15 protein-coding genes are annotated in these 16,852 nt (G+C 64.2%); 3 read left to right on the top strand and 12 right to left on the bottom strand.

What is annotated here, in order from left to right; all coding sequences use genetic code 11:
• The first annotated feature begins 1 nt into the window (after window position 1).
• Complete coding sequence (locus tag C0Z18_RS06455) at window positions 2-754, top strand: hypothetical protein (protein WP_102644546.1); 753 nt, start codon at window positions 2-4, stop codon at window positions 752-754.
• Here C0Z18_RS06455 and C0Z18_RS06450 read toward each other — a convergent pair.
• The 9 genes from C0Z18_RS06450 to C0Z18_RS06410 all read right to left on the bottom strand — a co-directional run bounded on the left by C0Z18_RS06450 (window position 747) and on the right by C0Z18_RS06410 (window position 9,250).
• The gene (locus C0Z18_RS06450) at window positions 747-1,892 is read right to left on the bottom strand and encodes an acyltransferase family protein (protein ID WP_158244208.1); all 1,146 of its coding nucleotides are present in this window, start codon (window positions 1,890-1,892) and stop codon (window positions 747-749) included. The two genes, C0Z18_RS06455 and C0Z18_RS06450, sit on opposite strands and share 8 nt — an antisense overlap.
• Before the next feature lie 250 nt (window positions 1,893-2,142).
• On the bottom strand, window positions 2,143-3,078 hold the full coding sequence (mdcH, locus tag C0Z18_RS06445; protein ID WP_102644544.1) for a malonate decarboxylase subunit epsilon: 936 nt from the start codon (window positions 3,076-3,078) through the stop codon (window positions 2,143-2,145).
• Window positions 3,078-3,746 carry a malonate decarboxylase holo-ACP synthase gene (locus C0Z18_RS06440; RefSeq protein WP_102644543.1) on the bottom strand — a complete coding sequence of 223 codons (669 nt, stop codon included), beginning with the start codon at window positions 3,744-3,746 and terminating at the stop codon, window positions 3,078-3,080. The genes mdcH and C0Z18_RS06440 overlap by 1 nt, the downstream gene beginning before the upstream one ends.
• Before the next feature lie 29 nt (window positions 3,747-3,775).
• A complete protein-coding gene (gene mdcE, locus C0Z18_RS06435; protein ID WP_102644542.1) occupies window positions 3,776-4,603 on the bottom strand; it encodes a biotin-independent malonate decarboxylase subunit gamma in 828 nt (275 codons plus the stop codon).
• Window positions 4,604-4,612: 9 nt separating this feature from the next.
• Window positions 4,613-5,503: a biotin-independent malonate decarboxylase subunit beta gene (locus C0Z18_RS06430; RefSeq protein WP_102644541.1), complete on the bottom strand. Its 891-nt coding sequence runs from the start codon at window positions 5,501-5,503 to the stop codon at window positions 4,613-4,615.
• Window positions 5,500-5,811: a malonate decarboxylase subunit delta gene (locus tag C0Z18_RS06425; protein WP_102644540.1), complete on the bottom strand. Its 312-nt coding sequence runs from the start codon at window positions 5,809-5,811 to the stop codon at window positions 5,500-5,502. The genes C0Z18_RS06430 and C0Z18_RS06425 overlap by 4 nt, the downstream gene beginning before the upstream one ends.
• Entirely contained in the window at window positions 5,799-6,725 is a 927-nt protein-coding gene (locus tag C0Z18_RS06420; protein WP_102644539.1) for a triphosphoribosyl-dephospho-CoA synthase, read from the bottom strand. Before C0Z18_RS06420 ends, C0Z18_RS06425 begins: the two co-directional genes overlap by 13 nt.
• Before the next feature lie 4 nt (window positions 6,726-6,729).
• Window positions 6,730-8,391 carry a malonate decarboxylase subunit alpha gene (gene mdcA / locus C0Z18_RS06415; RefSeq protein WP_102644538.1) on the bottom strand — a complete coding sequence of 554 codons (1,662 nt, stop codon included), beginning with the start codon at window positions 8,389-8,391 and terminating at the stop codon, window positions 6,730-6,732.
• A gap of 49 nt (window positions 8,392-8,440) precedes the next feature.
• The gene (locus tag C0Z18_RS06410; RefSeq protein ID WP_102644595.1) at window positions 8,441-9,250 is read right to left on the bottom strand and encodes a GntR family transcriptional regulator; all 810 of its coding nucleotides are present in this window, start codon (window positions 9,248-9,250) and stop codon (window positions 8,441-8,443) included.
• A gap of 149 nt (window positions 9,251-9,399) precedes the next feature.
• On the opposite strand from C0Z18_RS06410, the gene C0Z18_RS06405 reads away from it, so the two are divergent.
• Window positions 9,400-10,698: an MFS transporter gene (locus C0Z18_RS06405; protein WP_102644537.1), complete on the top strand. Its 1,299-nt coding sequence runs from the start codon at window positions 9,400-9,402 to the stop codon at window positions 10,696-10,698.
• A gap of 68 nt (window positions 10,699-10,766) precedes the next feature.
• On the opposite strand, the gene C0Z18_RS06400 is transcribed toward C0Z18_RS06405, so the two are convergent.
• From C0Z18_RS06400 to C0Z18_RS06390, 3 genes are all read right to left on the bottom strand, one after another.
• On the bottom strand, window positions 10,767-12,854 hold the full coding sequence (locus tag C0Z18_RS06400) for a glucosidase family protein (RefSeq protein ID WP_408646967.1): 2,088 nt from the start codon (window positions 12,852-12,854) through the stop codon (window positions 10,767-10,769).
• Window positions 12,855-13,126: 272 nt separating this feature from the next.
• On the bottom strand, window positions 13,127-14,671 hold the full coding sequence (locus tag C0Z18_RS06395) for an SH3 domain-containing protein (protein ID WP_102644535.1): 1,545 nt from the start codon (window positions 14,669-14,671) through the stop codon (window positions 13,127-13,129).
• A gap of 65 nt (window positions 14,672-14,736) precedes the next feature.
• The gene (locus tag C0Z18_RS06390; protein WP_102644534.1) at window positions 14,737-15,636 is read right to left on the bottom strand and encodes an ATP adenylyltransferase family protein; all 900 of its coding nucleotides are present in this window, start codon (window positions 15,634-15,636) and stop codon (window positions 14,737-14,739) included.
• Between the two features lie 187 nt (window positions 15,637-15,823).
• Here C0Z18_RS06390 and C0Z18_RS06385 point away from each other — a divergent pair, with 187 nt between their 5' ends.
• Window positions 15,824-16,804 (top strand): hypothetical protein, encoded by a 981-nt coding sequence (locus tag C0Z18_RS06385; RefSeq protein ID WP_102644533.1) that lies wholly within the window; start codon window positions 15,824-15,826, stop codon window positions 16,802-16,804.
• Window positions 16,805-16,852 lie beyond the last annotated feature (48 nt).

Genomic DNA, 16,852 nt, shown 5'->3' with positions numbered 1-16,852 from the left:
TATGAGCCACCCGCAAGAACTCGCCGCGCGGCTGCTGCAAGCGCGGCGCACCCATACCCTGATCGACCCGGGCTCGCTCGGCACCGGCAAGAGCGCCGATGCCGGCGAAGCCTATCTCGTGCAGCAACTCGTGCTCGCGGAGTTGGGCGGGTGCGCGGGATACAAGATCGGCGCGGGCTCGCCGACGGCCGAGCCGCTATGCTCGCCTTTACCTGCGAGCAAAGTATTCGGCGCGGCGGCGGGCATCCGGCAAAGCGACTATGCGCGGATCGGCCTCGAACTCGAGATCGCGTTCAGCTTTGCCGAGGACGTGGACCATACGTTGTCCGAGCAAGCCGACGAGGTGATCGATGCCATCGATACGATGTCGGTCGTCGTCGAGATCGTCGATAGCCGCTTCGATTCGTGGCCGGACGTGGACCCGCTGCTTCAACTCGCCGATTTTCAAAACAACGGGGCCTTGGTGATCGGCGATACCCGTCCGTACGATCGCAGCTTCGATTTCAGCGCACCGCAGGCCAGCTTTTACTGCGGCAACCACGAGATCTTCCGAGGCGTCGCACGACATCCGGCGGGCGATCCGCGGCGCTTGATCGCTTGGCTCGTGGGGCGCACGCTCGAAACGGGTCATTCGATTCCCGCCCGCACGATGCTTACGACGGGCTCCTATACGCCGTTTTACATCGCGACGGGACCCGGCGTCGTACGTGGCGAGATCGAAGGATTCGGGAAGATCGAATTCGAAATCAAGTAGCGGCGCCTTCTTCTTGCGCGTGCGACAAGTCGGCTGCTCCACGCGCCGCCGCGTGCGCCGTCTCGGTCCGCGGTTGGACACGCTGAGCCGAGAGGACGCGCCGCAACCACTTTCTGCCCGGCAGTTCGATGATCACGTGCGTCAAATGGCTCATCACGAACAGCATCGCGAGCAACACGACTAGCTGCACGACGGGTGAGCCCGCGAGCGCGCTACTGGCTTTGCGGGCGAGCGTTAGTGCCTCCATCGGGAAGCGCTGCACCATGTACATGCAATACGAAATCTCGCCCAGGTAAACGATCGGACGAAGCGCCAGCAATGGAGCGACGAAATCGGCGTTGGACGATAGCGCGAAGATCAGCAGGCCTAGGCCGGCAACGGTCACCGTATCGCGCTGGATGGCAATGCCGAGCACCATGACGCCGATTGCCGCGAGACCGAGTACGCGCGGCAGCGTGGCGAAGCCCGAGCAGCGGCGCAATCGAAACAACAAGACGCCGGCGTAAAACTCCGGGATCAATCGTGCGAGTCCTCCCGGCAACGACAATGCGGTGGACGAGCGCCACTCCAAGATCGCCAGCGCGCCGGCGGGGACCAACAGGAGCCCCGCCGCGAACAGGCGATTGCGGGCGGGCGCCAGTGCGACGAAGAGCGGGAAGAACACATAGGCGAACCATTCCGCGCTGACCGACCAGGCGACGTCGTTCCAACCGGTCACGAACTTGAAGGACCACGCGTTGAGCAACACGAAGTTGGCGGCAAGTGCCGGATAGGTGTTTTGTCCGGTGCCGATCACGTGTTTGTGGAACGCGTACTGCTTGACGAGGACGAGGCCGAGCGCGCCTAGCAGCGTCATGAGATGGACCGGGTAGATGCGCGCGAAGCGCGCGCCGATGAACGCCCGGTAATCGAGCGGCCGGCCGTTGGCGTAGTTGTAGGCGAGGATGAAGCCGCTCAGAATGAAAAAGCCGTCTACGCCTAGGTATCCGTGGTCGAACGCGGTGAAGCGCATACCGAAATCGATGAATGCCCCGTTCTCGAACGAGAAAAACAAGTGCCGGGTCACGACCCACAGCGCCAGAAAAGCACGCAATCCTGTTAGCTGATCGATTTGCCCAACGTTGTTCTCTTGATTCACCGGTGGCTCCCTTGTCGATATGTTGTCGATTCGAGAGCCCCCCCGACGTTCTCAAATATGGTTCGATGATGGCCTACAAACGCGCCACGTGCTCAGGAGAATCTCGGCACGATCTCGCCAATCTGGCGGCCATATCGGTCAATACCGCGTGGAACCGGGTCGATGAAAGAAAAAAGAAAGGGATTCGGCTATAGATTGCCGCGGTAGCGATTGACGCGATTTCGATATGTAAAACGATTTGCCTTCGAGGCTATTCATTATCGAAACGTCGCCGCACGACTTCGACGAGCCGGTCGTCGGGGAATGCGGCAGCGGCGAGCGCGGCGACGTCGGGATACGCCGCTTGCACGATGTCGGCCGACACGCGACCGGGCGGCGCTTCGACGAACAAAGTGACGCCGCGCTCGACGAGCGTGGTCAACGCGTCGAACCATCGCACCGTATAACGCATGTTGGTGGCGAGGTCGTCGCGAATCTCTTCGCCACGGTGCAGGGCGCGCGCACGGCGGTTGTCGATATAGAGGTGCCTAGGCTTATGGACCGGCACATCCGATGCATACTGGCCCAACGTGTCCGATGCATCGCCCAAAAGTTCGCAATGCGACGGTACGCTCACCGCCAACCGCCTCGCGCGATGGGCGCCCGCAGAGCTCGCGCGTTCGTTGAACGCATCGAGGGCCGCCGCCGATCCGGCCACGACGATCTGACGCGGCGCGTTGACATTGGCCACGTAGACTCGATTGCCCGCCTGCGCGTTTTGCTGCGGACCGATCAATCGCTCGATTTGGGTTTCGGTCAATCCTTCGATAGCCGATAGCCCGTATCCGCTCGGGTATGCGCGTTCCATCAATTCGGCGCGCATGCGCACCATGCGTAGCGCGTCGGCAAACGCAATCGCGCCGCATCCCACCGCGGCGGCATAGGCGCCGACCGATAAACCCGCATGCGCCTGCGCCTCGATGCCGGCATCGGCGAGCCGCCTCGCGACGGCCACGCCTGCGACGACGAGCGTGATTTGCACGGCGACGCTCGATTCGAGCGCCTCGTTCGAGTCGAGTCGGGTGACATCGAGCGAAAGCGCATCGGAGGCTTCCTGGATCGTCGATGCCACGACGCGGTGCTGTGGCAGCCGGTGTAAAAAGCCGGCGCTTTGCGCGCCTTGGCCGGGATAGAGGAGGGCGAGCATCAGCGGTTTGCCTCGACGGCCCATGGATCGTGAACGAGACGCGGGCCGGTTGCCGAGCGCGCGAGCACGCGCGGCTTGTCCTGCGCCCATTCGCCCAACGCAACGCCTCCGGCGGGCGTCTCGAGTTGCGTATCGATGCGCAACTCGTATTCGCGCTCGATCGACGATAAACGTTCGCGCAGCGCGCGCGCATGCGTGCGATCGAGCGGCACCGGCGCGCGTATCAGGAGATCGAGATCGCTCGTTGCCGTCGCGCTCGGGTAGGCGGTGGCGAGCTCGAATCCGACGCTGCCCGTGGGGCCCCAGACGAGCGCGTCCAAACATTGCCGCGCACGGATTTCGCGCAGCGCGATAAACGCTTTGAGCCTGCGGCGTTCCGGGTTCGGCGGTCGATCGACGAGATCTTCCGGGGAATAGGCGGAGAGCACGGCCTCGCGTGCCGCGAACGTTCCATACCGCTGCGAGCGCTGCGCGCCGCGAAACCCCACCGCGATGAAACCGGCCGGTGCGCTCGCTCGCCGCACGACGGCAAACGCCGCGTCGGCGAATGCGCGGGGCAGCCAAGCGGGCGCGTCGTGCGCGGCCGGCAACGCGGACAGCCGAAGCAGATCGTGCGCTTCGAACGTCCTTGCGCATGGCTGACCGCCCGATTTCGTCTTCACTTGCATGTCTTTTCGATTGCGCGTGGGACCCGCCCTCAGCCGTCGACAGAATCCCATTGCAAGGCGAGGCGCCGCCGCACTTCGATCGATGCGGCGCGACTCGAGCGTGCCGTCTCCGAATCGAGCCGCCGCGAAAGCTCACGGGAGCCGCTTCGTGCCGATGCCACCGCCTCGGTCAGCACCGCGCGCACCTGGGCGATCTGCGCAGCGCCGGGAGCATCCGCGTCCACGCCTTCGATCAAGCGGTCGAGCAAGCCCAACTTCGCAAATCCGCCTTTGAGCGAATACGACATCGGCGTGATCGTTTCTCCGAGTGCATCGAGCGCCTCGACGCACCGTCGCGTCACGCGGGCCGCCGCTTCCTTGCCCATCGCGTGGACCATCGTGCCGGGCGCATCGAGCGCGACGATGCGGTCGGCCTGATAACCGTGCGCGAGAAATGCGCCCGACATCGCCGGCCCGACGATCAGCGCGACGACCGGATGGCCCGCGAGCCTCGCGGATGCATAGGCATCGACCGCGGCCGCGCACGCGAGATGGATGCCGAGCATCTCCTCGCGATAACCGTAGGCCTGGCTCTTGACGTCGACGAGCGCAACGATGGGGCGCTTGCTCGCCGCATGCTCATCGGCGTTCATGGCTTCGCGCACTGCCTGCGCGAGACGCCAGCCTTGCTCGAGTCCGACGACGTTGTCCCGGGCGCGCGCGAAGCGGTTGTCGGGATCGGGCACGACCGAGATGAAGCGGGCCGATTCGTCGCCGAGCATCGCATCGGCATAGAGAACGGGTGCGTGGCCCACGGGCTCGCCCGCAAGCGCGCGCAACCACCGTTCACCGCGGGAGAGAGAATTCGTCTCGTTCATTGGCGTTCCTTATCGATCGGTGCGCGCCGGCTCGGCGCCCGTGGCCGCGCTGCCGAACAGGACGCGCATCTCGCCGGGCGAAATCGTCTGCGTATCGACGCGCGCAAGCAACGCGAGATAGCGATCGACGGCCTGCGTGCGATGAAGCGCGGGCACGCCGGCCGCGAACGCCTCTTGCACCGCGCGGCGGATCTCGCCGGCGTCGTCGTCGGCGAGATAATCGGCGAGCCCGGTCGCAACCCGCTGTTCGCCGCCGATCAGTTGCCAGATGCGGCGCCGGTCGCTCGCGTCGAGTTCCTCGATGCCGGCCTCTTGCTCGATGACTTCCGGCCCGTTCATGCCGAGCCGGCCCTGGCGCGTCATGACCAAGCGCGTGCACAGGGCAGCGGCCAGCGACATCCCGCCGAAGCATCCGACCATGCCTGCGATCACGCCGACCACGGGGACATGACGCCGCAGCGCCACGATGGCCGCCTGTATCTCGGCGATGACGGCGAGGCCGAGATTCGCTTCCTGCAGCCGCACGCCGCCCGTTTCGAAGACGATGACGGGACGGACGATCTTGCCGCGCTCGCAATCGCGCCGGGCAAGCTCGAGCGCCGCCGCGATCTTGCTGCCCGATACTTCGCCGATGCTGCCGCCCTGAAACGCCGATTCGATCGCGCAGACGACCGCCGCTTGGCCGTCGATCGTCCCGCGCGCGATGACGGCGCCGTCATCGGCCTGACACACGATGCCTTGCAGCGGCAACCAGGGCGAGGTGATTCGATCGAACGGGCCGAGCAATTCGCGGAAGGTCCCGGCATCGAGCAGGGATCGCGCACGCTCGCGCGCCGTCAGTTCGATAAAGCTTTCGCGGGCGGCGAAAGGGGCCGCCGTAGCAGCGTCGAACGTGCTCATGCGCCGGCTCCTCGTGCGCTGTCGGAGAGTTCGGCTGCCTCGGCCAGGCGCAAGGCAACCACGCCCGGCGTAGCGCCGAAATCGTTGATCTCGATGGACGCGGCTCCGTCGTAACGTGTGAAGAACCGCTCGAGGACGCTTTTCCAAATGTGCGCGTAGCCGTCCACGCTCGTATTGACTACTACGCGTGCCTGCATCGTATCGCCGGGCGCGAGCAATACCTCGAGATCGCCCGAGCCGACGACGCCCACGTGAGCACGTGCGGCGACGGCGCGCCGCGCCGGGAAGTCGAACGTTAGATGTTCCATCTATATGTTCCCTCGTTGGCGCTCGCGGGCGCCAGCCTGTCGATGAAAAGGGTGGCCGCCAGCAAATCGGCGGCGCCGCCCGGAGAGGCGTTGAGCGCCAGCAGTCGCGATTCGAGCCGGGCGAACGCGGCTTGCCCTTCCGGTGTCGAGGTGCCGCCCGCCGATAAGACTTCTTGCGCGCCATGCTTGGCGGCGGCAAGCGCGGGCGGCCCCGCTCGATGGAGCAGGCAGGTGTCGTCCAACGTCGTCATGATCGTCAGCAGCGCATCGATTCGCGCCGCGCTCTCGGCGACGCCGCGGCGGCGCGCGGCCCGCAATGCCGGCAGCCCGAGATGCAACGCATGCGGGAAACCTTCTTGCGCCTCCCGGCGCGCACCGCCCACGCCGTAGCGTGCCCGCACGCGCGAACCGTTGCTATCGGCGAACGGTGCGCCGTGATCGGGGAAGCAAGCGATCTGCGCGCCGATCGTGCAAATCGCTTCGGCCGCCGGCCGATGCGGCTCGCCCGCCTCCGCATGGATCGTTGCACCCGCAACCAACAAGCCGACGATCCAAATCGCGCCGCGATGCGCATTGCTGCCTTGCGTGGCGCTCATCATGACCGCCTCGCCGGCACGGCCGATCGCGCCCAGATCGGCGCGTAGCGCCGCCGAGGGACGCATCCCCCGCGCGGCGCGGGACAGCGCGGCGAAAGTCGGCTCGAGCGCGCGTGCCGAGCGCTCCATCAAGGCGAGGCTCAAATCGCGGTGCGCGCCGTTTCCGCGTCGGTCGACGAGGGCCGGTTTCGGCGTGGCGTGCGCCTCCTCGATCAATGCATCGGTGGCGAGGCGCCCGAGCCGCGCGGCGAGACCGGTATGCCGCGCCGTTAGGCTCGCCTCTTCGCGCTTGGGATCGCAAACCGCTCGCGAGCGCATGGCGTCACCAGCTCCTGAAGCGGGCCGGCGGCGCATACAGGCCGCCCGACCACGCGACGAGGTCGTCGATGCTGCGCGCGGCCAGCAGTGCGCGCTTTGCCTGTGCGCGCCGAATGCCGAGATCCTCGGGATAAGCCACGATGCCGCGCCGCCTGAGTTCCGCGGTGCGCTCGGGCTTGGCGCGCAACCCGATCGGCGTGACACCGGCGACCGCCGCGAGCGCGGCGCGGCGCTCCTCGATGCCCTCGGCCTTGTGCAGATAGGCGATGCCTTCCTCCGTCACGACGTGGCTGACGTCGTCGCCGTAAATCATGACCGGCGCGATCGGCATGGCGCTCTTGTTGCCCACGGCGATCGCATCGAGTTCGTCGACGAACGTAGGCTCGCCGCCTTTCTTATACGTCTCGGCCAATTGAACGACGAGCTTGTGGCCGCGCGAAATCGGCCCCGCGCTCGCCTTGGCCAACTTGAGCCACGCTTCGCTCGCGTGCCGCCGTCCGCGCGGATCGTGGCCCATGTTCGGCGCCCCGCCGAAGCCTGCGAGGCGGCCGCGCGTGACCGTGGACGAATTCGCGTCCGCGTCGATCTGCAACGTGGAGCCGATGAATAGATCGACGCCGTACTGGCCCGCCAATTGGCACAAGACGCGGTTCGAGCGCAAGCTGCCGTCGCTGCCCGTGAAAAACACGTCGGGGCGGGCGGCGACGTACGCTTCCATGCCCACTTCGCTGCCGAAACAATGGACGCTGTCCACCCATCCCGATTCGATGGCCGGAATCAGCGTGGGATGCGGATTGAGCGTCCAGTTCGTGCAGATCTTGCCTTTGAGACCGAGTTCGGCGCCGTACGTCGGCAGGATCAACTCGATCGCGGCGGTGTCGAAGCCGATGCCATGATTGAGCGAGCTCACGCCATACGGTTCGTAGATGCCGCGGATGACCATCATCGCGGTCAGCACCTGCAAGTCGCCGATATGACGCGGGTCGCGTGTGAAGAGCGGTTCGACGGCGAACGGCCGGTCGGCCTGCACGACCACGTCGACCCACGAGCCCGGAATATCGACGCGCGGCAACGTATCGACGATTTCGTTGACCTGAACGATGACGATGCCGTGCCGGAACGCGGCGGCTTCGGCGATCGTCGGCGTGTCTTCGGTGTTCGGGCCGGTGTAGAGATTCCCGTGCCGGTCCGCTTTTTCGGCGCAGAGCAGGGCGACGCGCGGCGTCAAATCGACGAACATTCGCGCATACAGCTCGACGTACGTGTAGATCGACCCGATCTCGAGCAGACCGTCCTCGAGCAATTGCGCGACGCGCAGGCTCTGCGGTCCCGCGAACGAAAAATCGACCTTGCGCGCGATGCCGCGCTCGAAGAGCGTCAGATGTTCGGGCCGGCTGATGCTCGAGATCAGCAGGTGGATGCCGTTGACGATGTCCGGATCGACGCGCGCAAGCGAGCGCGACAAGAAATCGGCTTGCTTCTGATTGTCGCCTTCCAGCGCGACGCGGTCGCCCGGATGGATCAACGCCTGAAGGGCATCGACGATGCGTTCTTGCGGCAGGATGCCGTCTTCGAGCCACTGCGACACGGTAGCGAGACGGCGCGCCTTCTCGTCGCGCAGCGTGGTCCAACTGCGCAGCGGCGGTTGTTCGGTTACGGAGTTCATCGGGCGAAACGACTCCTATGTTCGAGGCTTGAGGCGACGATGGATCGGCCTATCCGTTGTTGCGGCCGGTGCGTTTTTTCTGGGCGAGCATACCGGCTTCCGGCATCGATGGCTTGCCGCGTTTGCGCGCCGTCGTACCGGGCGCCGCGGCCGGCTCGCTCAGCAGGCGATAAAGCAGCTCGCCCGTGCCGAGCAAATGATCGGCGATGAGTTTCTGCGCCGCGGCGATGTCTTTGCGCCGAACGAGGCGCATCAATTGACCGTGCTCGTCGTCGGAGACCCGCTTGTGTTCGGGCAGGCCGAATTTCACGCGCAAATAACGTTCGCCGCGCCGATGCAGCGTGCCGATCATCTCGATCAATTGAGGACGGCCGGCCGGGGCGTACAGCCCCATATGAAACGCTTCGTTACGAGCCACATAGAGCGCGGGATCGGTTTCGAGTTCCGCCGCTTCATATGAAGCCTGCACTTCGCGCAACGTGTCTTCGGTGTGATTGGGGATGGCGAGCGTGAGCGCGAGGCTTTCGAGCGCCGCGCGAATCTCGTAGATCTCGCGTGCCTCGGCGGCCGAAAGCGGGGCGACCGTGGCGCCCTTGTGCATTTCGACCTTCGCCCATCCCTCGCTTTCCAACTGACGCAACGCTTCGCGCACTGGGATCGCGCTGACGGAAAAGTGCCGGGCCACGGCATCTTGCCTCAGCGGTGCGCCGGGCGGCAGACGGCCGTCCACGATCGCCGCGCGCAACGCATCGGCCACCATGCGCGACGCGCTGGTACGGGGCGCCACATCCACTGTCGCAAGCGACAGACCGTGGCCGGACTCGGCATCTAGGGGAAAACGATTCATTGCATCGATCATGATGCTCGATATTATATACAAAATATTGAATTTGAAATCGGGCAAACCCGGGGCACACCGGGCCCGCGAGGCGAGATGCGGCAAACGGGCTGCGTGCTCGTCCAGTCGTTAGACGTCAGTAGTCCTAACCGCTTCACCGGAGGAGTCAGATGAGTTCTATGACAGACACAGCGCGTGCTGCGCGACGACGCACGCCGCTCAATCGTTCGCAGATCGCAGGATTTTGGGGCGCATGGGCCGGATGGACGCTCGACGGCATGGATTCGTTCATCTACGCACTCGTGCTGACTCCGGCCTTGACCGAGTTGTTGCCGCGCTCGGGCTATGCCGCCACCCCGGCGAACGTGGGTCTGGCGGGCTCGATACTCTTTGCGCTCTTTTTGGTGGGATGGGGCTTGTCTTTCATCTGGGGGCCGCTCGCGGACCGATTCGGGCGCACGAAGGTATTGGCGGGGACGATCTTCACGTTCGCGATCTTCACCGGGCTCGCCGCCACGGCCCATAGCGTCTACGAATTGGGCATCTATCGCTTCCTTGCGGGCGTGGGCATCGGCGGCGAATGGGCGTTGGCGGGTACCTATGTTGCCGAAGCGTGGCCCGAGGACCGTCGCAAGATGGGCGCCGGGTATCTGCAGACCGGCTATTACGCGGGCTTCTTTTTGGCGGCCGCGCTCAATTACACGGTGGGCGTGCATTTCGGATGGCGAGCCATGTTCTTGACCGGGGCCGTACCGGTCGTCATTGCCATTCTCGTGCTGTTGCGTGTGAAAGAACCGGAGAAATGGAAGAAGGCCGAGGCGCGCGTCGTCCATACCAAACCGCTTGCGGAGATCTTGGGGCCGAACTATCGCCGGCGTACGTGGGTTGCGTGCGGGTTGCTCACGATTGCGATCGTGGGGTTGTGGGCAGGGGCGGTGTACGAGCCGTCGGCCGTGATTCAGCTTGCGCTGAAATCGGGCATGGACAAGGCCGGTGCGATCAAAACGGCGTCGCTGGCAACGGGATTGCTCTCGATCGGAACGATTCTCGGCTGCTTGGCGCTGCCGCCGCTCGCCGAGCGCATCGGACGCAAAAAGACATTGGCGGTCTACTTCGCCGGCATGGCCGCATCGATCATCGGCAGCTTCGGTTGGGCGTTCTATTTGCCGAACGGGCTTGTGCCGTTTATCGCCTGGTTGTTCGCGCTCGGTTTCTTCGGCGGCAACTTCGCGCTGTTCAGCCTTTGGTTGCCGGAGCAGTTCGAAACGCGCGTGCGTGCGACGGCGTTCGCGTTCTGCACTTCGTTTGGCCGGTTCATCGGCGCCGGGGTGAACTTCATGCTCGGCGCCGCCGTACTCCATCTGCATACGCTCGGGCTGCCGGTCGCACTGACGGCCATTGCGTTCGTGATCGGCTTGTTCTTGATTCCGTTCGCGCCCGAGACGCGCGGGGAAGTGCTGCCGCAGTAGACCATGCGTTGCGCGAACTCGTCAGCGCGGATAGCGGGCGAGTTCGCGCTCATGGCGCTCGTGTTTTCTCATTGCCACCAGAACTTGCTGACACGCAGGTTCGGATCGGTGATCGCCAGATACGTCGTGCTCCAGAGTTGAGCGGCGTTCGCTTCCGTCGCATCGGCGCTATGGGTGCCGAATGCTTCGGCTCGATACGCGCCGTTGACATACGACCACGTCCACATTTCCGACGCGCGCATATTGGACGCGTTCGAGATCACCTGCCATATGCGCAAGCGCGCATTCGTCAACGACGTTCGGATGTCGGCGGGCAAATCTTGCCGCGCCAATTGCCGGTCGAGTCCCGCCACCCACATCGCCTGCTGCCAAGACCAGACGACGGTGCCATGATAGGCCGCGTTCGTGAAGCGCGGCCAAAGCGTGGTGTTCGCATAGGCCGGATTGGCGACGAGCATGCCCGCATCGGTCACGAGACCCACCGGGAACGGTTGTACCGCGGCAGTGACGATGCGCGTGAGCACGTCGGAAGAGGGCGTGCCGAACAACAGGGCGAAGCCGCCGTCGGAGTTCATGACCGGAATCGGATTGCCTTGATCGTCGAGCGAAACCGCGTAGAACGAGGTCGTCGAACTCGGTAGGGTGCCCGCCGGTATGCCCGTTTGCGCTGCGTAGCTCGGTACGTCCGTCGCCGCTTGCGACGCCGGGACGTCGACCGCGAACAGCGCGGGCGCCGCCGATTCCCAAACCGACGCCTGCTGCGCCGCGTCGGCGAGTGCCGTGCGTTGGTCGCTGCTGAGGTAGGGATCGAGCAGCCCGCTGTCGAGGAACCGGCTCGCGGCGCGTAAGGCGGCCGGAACGAGCACGGCGTTGACGTCATACGGGTACACGCCGCCCGCTAGGCCGTCGGTGCTGTCGCGCCAATTGCCGACGATCTGGCCCGCGCGCAGATGGATCAGATTGGAGGCGATGCTTTGTTGCGAGAATGCGCGCGCGGTGTTCGCGACATGCACGAGGTTCGTGACGAACCGGCTGCCATTGGTTTGCCCGCCGCCTTCGGTCTGCGCGAGATAGGCGGCCGCGCGCGCCGCGCCGCGCGTGTCGTCGATGAGCCAGGCGGCCATGACCGGCGCGAGCAGGTAGTCGCCGTCGATCATCTTGTAGTCGTAGGTCGGCGTCGCGTCGTTGCCGCGGCCGTTGCGCTCGTTGTCGATGACGGCGAACTCGCCTATCCCTTCTTCATGCGCGACGATGCCGTCGGGCGAGAGCCGGGCCAATACGGACGTGAGTCCGGCTTCGATGGCCGGGGGCTGCAAGACGGGCATCAGCATGCGGACGGAAATCAACGTGTCTCGGCCGAAGTAGGTGTCGTATTGCCAGGACCCCGCGAGCAGTTTGTCGCCATAGCTCAAGAATTCGACGACGTTTTGGCTCTGCGTATCGGGATTGACCGTGTTGTTGAATAAGTTCGCGTGCGTAATCGGCGTGAGCGGCTGTTCGCCGGTCGATGCGGAAACCCGCAAATGCAAACCGCCGGTACCGTTGGCCGCCTTGAACACGAGCGCGCCTGTCGTATCCGTACTGACCGTTCCGCCGCCCATCACCTGCACGGTGAGCGCATATCCCGCGGCGCCATCGACGCGATCGCGTTGCCAATAGACGATATTGCCGGACACCACGGGCTGGGTCTGGACGCTATCGGGCGCGGGATAGCCGCCGTTGAAGTCGCGCATGAAACGCACGGAGGTCAGCAATGCGCCACGCAGCGTGAGTTGACTGGTGTCCGCCGAAACGTTGGCCGAAATACCATATAAAGCCCGGCCGTGGATGTCATGACCCACAGTGGGTGAGATCGCATTGTCGAGCGCCCAGGTGACGGGCTGCGCGGTATCTTGGAACCACAGCCCGGTGCCACTGTTTCCCGCCGGGAATACGACGAGCAACCTTGGCTTCGTCGAAGATCGCATCAACAAGTGGGCGGCTACGTTTCCTTGCCGGAAAAATTCGTTGAGTTGTCCGCCCGCTTGCATTTCAAAAGAAAGGGCTTCGCCGGCGGTCGGCGTGCCGTTGTCGTTGCTCCCGCCTGAACATCCGGCAATCAAGCTCGTCACGCCGATGAGCAAGCACAAAACGCGAGTGAGGAAAATGTCCTTCACGTGTGCCTCCATGTCTCTCGAGATATCGATGTTTGGATAGGCCCCGGGGTGATACCGCGTTATTTGGAATTGGTTTTTGTCCAGCAACAGGCGATGGCGTCGGAGCAATTCGGGGGCCCGGAATTGATGGCGGAATATTCAAAGCAAATTTGAAATCGATATCTGGACGAGTGATATGACTACGGGGAATGTGAGGCGGTAATGAATTGGGTGCGTTGTTTCTTCAACCGCAAATCGCCGACGGAAGTCCGTTATCACCCTTGCGGCCGCCCTCAACTCGCCGGGTTCTCGTCGGTCGGCGGTGGCGCCGCGCCGCTGGGCATACCGAGCACGGTGATTTGAAAGATCCGCGTCGCGGCCAGCGATTCCAGACTCGGGTCTTCGGGAATCGTGAGCAAAAGCGGGAAGATCACCGAGCCGCCGATCACCGCACGCCGGCTGTTGTCGGCCGGACGCAGCCCCCAGATGTCCTGGTAGACAACCGGAACCGTGCGCCCGTCGCGCGTGGTATTGCCCAAATAAAGCATGACGTGCCCGCCGATATAAATCAGCGTACGCATCGGCTTGCCGTGCTCGATCAAATAATCGAGCCGCTGCGCCGGCGATTCGGTCGAGAGGTCGGTCATATCGCCGGCCGTCATTTGCGCCGACGAATGGCGCGGCAACCATACGCCGAACGCCGCGAAAATGCTCTGCAATTCAGAGGAGCAATCGTTATAGAAATTCATATTGCCCCACCCATAAGGGCGGCCGATCAACGATTTGATCAGTAACGACAAATGACGCGGGGTGGCTGCGATCGGGGCGGGAGCCAGTGCCGTGTCGGGGAGTTGCGCTTCCCGTATCACGGCGCGGCCGTCGATATCGCGGGCGGGAACGAGCACGGTATGGTGGCCTGGGGCGGTGGACGGGAGCGGTGCCGAGCTTGCCGCAACGGGCAGTAGCGTGCCCGCCGTCGCATTGAAGCGGAAGACGCCCGTCGTATCGCTGACGGCAGTCGATGCCGTTATCGCCACACCCCAGCCGGTGCTCGGACGATGCGTCCAGTTCGCGATGAACGCATCGTCCGCCGAGCCTACTCCGCTTGCTAAGACCCAGCCTTGCACGTCGGGCGCTTGCACGTAATCCCATGCGCCATCCACGCTATGGCCCAGCACGTAAAGCGGCGTGCCGGGCCGAACCGACGAGATTTGCAGATTGTCGAACGGATAACCTTGGCCTGCGAGCGTGTGCGAATAGAACGAAGGATCCATCGTCGGCAATTCGCGCACGAGCAGGGCATCGGTCGCGATCGCGCGTGCGCGTGGCGAATACCGCGGTGCCTGTCCGAATTGCTGCAAATTCATATTGCGCTCGATATCGTCGATCCATCGAGCGGAATGCGGCAAGTAGCTTTGTCCATAGCCGATGGTGCGGCGTCCCTTGCCTTCGTTGTCGTAATTGCCGATGCGGCGCAGTTGCAAGTCGACGATGTCGGCGCCGCCTTGACCGAATAGACGATTAGCGATGTAAGCCGGATTCCACGGCGAGGCATCGCGCTCGCCGGTACCGAAATAGCGAGCGAGATAGGCGTTCCACTGAGCTTGCTGCTGTGCCGCGCTCAGGAACGGCGTGTCGTCGTTGGCGCTCGCCGGATCGATCCAGTGATCGACGTTTTGATCGTAGGCGGCCATCGGAAACAAGCCGATCGGATCCACATACGCATGCTGCGCGGCAGGGGGATTCGGTGCCGCGCAAGCGGCGAGCGCGAGTGCGAGGGAGGCAAGCGCGGCGCGGAAGGAAAGCGTACGTGCCGGCGCGACGACAAAGGCGGACATGGAAGAAAAAGTTCGTCTAAAAAAGTGCGACCCGCCCATGATAATGCGTTCGGCGAACGGGCCGCTTATGCGACATCCCGGCGAGGCAGGCCCACTCGGCGCAGCAAGCTCATCGGCCCCATCATGCGTACCGTTTCGAGCTCCTCGGCATTTCTCACGAACAGCGAACCCGCGAAGCCGAGCGCGTTGACGGCCAATCCTTCCGCTTGCTCGGCACCGCGCGGCACGAGCAGCATCCACTTCGTCGTCGTGAGCAAGTTGTAAGGCGCGGATTGATGCAGGCGACCCGCGGCCTCCACGGCGCCCACGCCGGCCGCATCGAGCAACGCGCGATAGCGTTCGAATGCTTGGCGCGCGACCTCCGAGGCCGGCCCGGTTTCGAGCCGCACGAAAGCGTGCTCGAACGGCAGTCCCGGTAGGCGGCCGATCTTCGATTCGGCTAATGCGGCTTCGATCAGCACGTCGATTGGAAGCGCTTGCCCCATGTCGCCGAGCGGCAGCGGCACGATCTGCAGATGCTTGTGCGGTTGACTGGCTCCCGCATCGCGTCCGCCGTTGTAAAACCCGAGGCCGTCGAACTCGTTCAAACATGCGAACCATGCCGTGAAATCGTCGAGGTCTAGGAGTGCTTCTTGCGGCTCGGACGCGCGCGTCACGATCAGCAAGTGGTGGTCGATGACGTTGAACTTATTGAGCAGCGCGAAATGCGTAGGCGATATATCCGCAACGAATAGATTAGGGTCGTGCGGGAGGAACGGATCGACGGGCGGTTCGGTCGAACGCATCGTTTGCTTGGGCTTGCGAACGAGGCTCGACACCTGCCTGACGACGAAGCGAACGCCCGCGTCGTCGAGCGTGGTTTGAATGGTGTCGATCGGGCGCAGCGCGCCGCAAGCGAGTGCATGGGCCGTTTGCGCGACGAGGGTGGGCCAGAGCGTGCCGGGTTGAAACGAAGCGGTAGTCATCGTCGAATCCGACGTTCAGAGCGGTCGATGCCGATATTGTGGCCCAAACGCGGGCACGGAAGATCCGCTCGGTCGATCGAGCGGAAAAAAGCGGTTGCGTCCGGGAGATCTTGTCCTAGACTGCACTGCCGTGCGAGATCGTTTCGGCGAAACCGATAAGAACGCGACAGGTTTCAGGGAGAAAGCGATGAACATTCGGCTGGCGCAAACCCGCTCGCCGTGGGCGACGCTCGTCTTGCAAGACATGACGGTCAGTTCGCCGAGCAGCCGTCTTTATCGGAATGGCCGCCAGCAAGTCGAGTTGACCGTGCGGGTGCGCGCGATCGACGCGAACGGCGAGAGCGTTTCCTTGAGCGACGCTCAGCGCGAGAGCATCCGATTGATCGACCATGAGAGCGGCGAGCCGCTGCCGAACGTGCCGGCCTCGGGCGAGATCGCGCGAGGGTGGGGCGTCACCCGCGTACGCAACCGGTACGCCTTCTTCCCGGCAGCCGACGAACGCAAGCCCGCGCCGCCGGAGAAGGCGGCCGGCGGCGAGTCGATCGTTTGGTATGTGCAGACGGCCGATACGCGTCCGAAACGGATCGGCTGCCAAGTGCGCGGCGATGGGGGCTTATCGTTGGCATCCGAGGGCGACGCCGCGGTGCCTTTCGTGCAATTGAAACCGGAGCGATTGCCGGCGCAGGATTTCGCGCGGTCCGTCGAATATCGATGCGAGCGGGAGAGCGCATTCCCGAGAAGCGTTGCGCGCGGTCATCCGCCGCGTGAGGTCGATTACTACTACTGCGGCGTTTATGTGGATGGCCGCCGCTTAGGACTCGTATCGTTCGACGTCTCGCCCGCTAGCCTCCTTCGTTGCGACGATCTGCAAGCGCACGGCACGGCGTTCAGTTTCACCGGCTTCGCGGCGCCCGGCGCAAGGTCGATTCACTACGCATTGCCTTCTACGCTCGATGCGTACCGGCATCGTGTCGTGGCGAGACCACGCGCGGGCGAAGGCGTCATTGTCCTCGTCCAAGGCGAAACCGGCAGTGCCGATCTGCCGGCACGGCTCCCTTGGACCTCGTGCGAGATCCAGGCGATCGACGAGTTCGGCACCTCGCACGCGATGCGCGCCGCCTTCGAGCCGGCAGGGGAGCAGCAGACGCTCGTATTGACGCGCCGCTGATCCGCCTGTTCGACGCTCCGACAGTACAGTCAAAAATCCGCCAACGCC

The organism is Trinickia dabaoshanensis (assembly GCF_002879885.1).
Taxonomy (GTDB): Bacteria; Pseudomonadota; Gammaproteobacteria; order Burkholderiales; family Burkholderiaceae; genus Trinickia; species Trinickia dabaoshanensis.
This window is presented reverse-complemented; position numbering and strand designations above follow the sequence as displayed.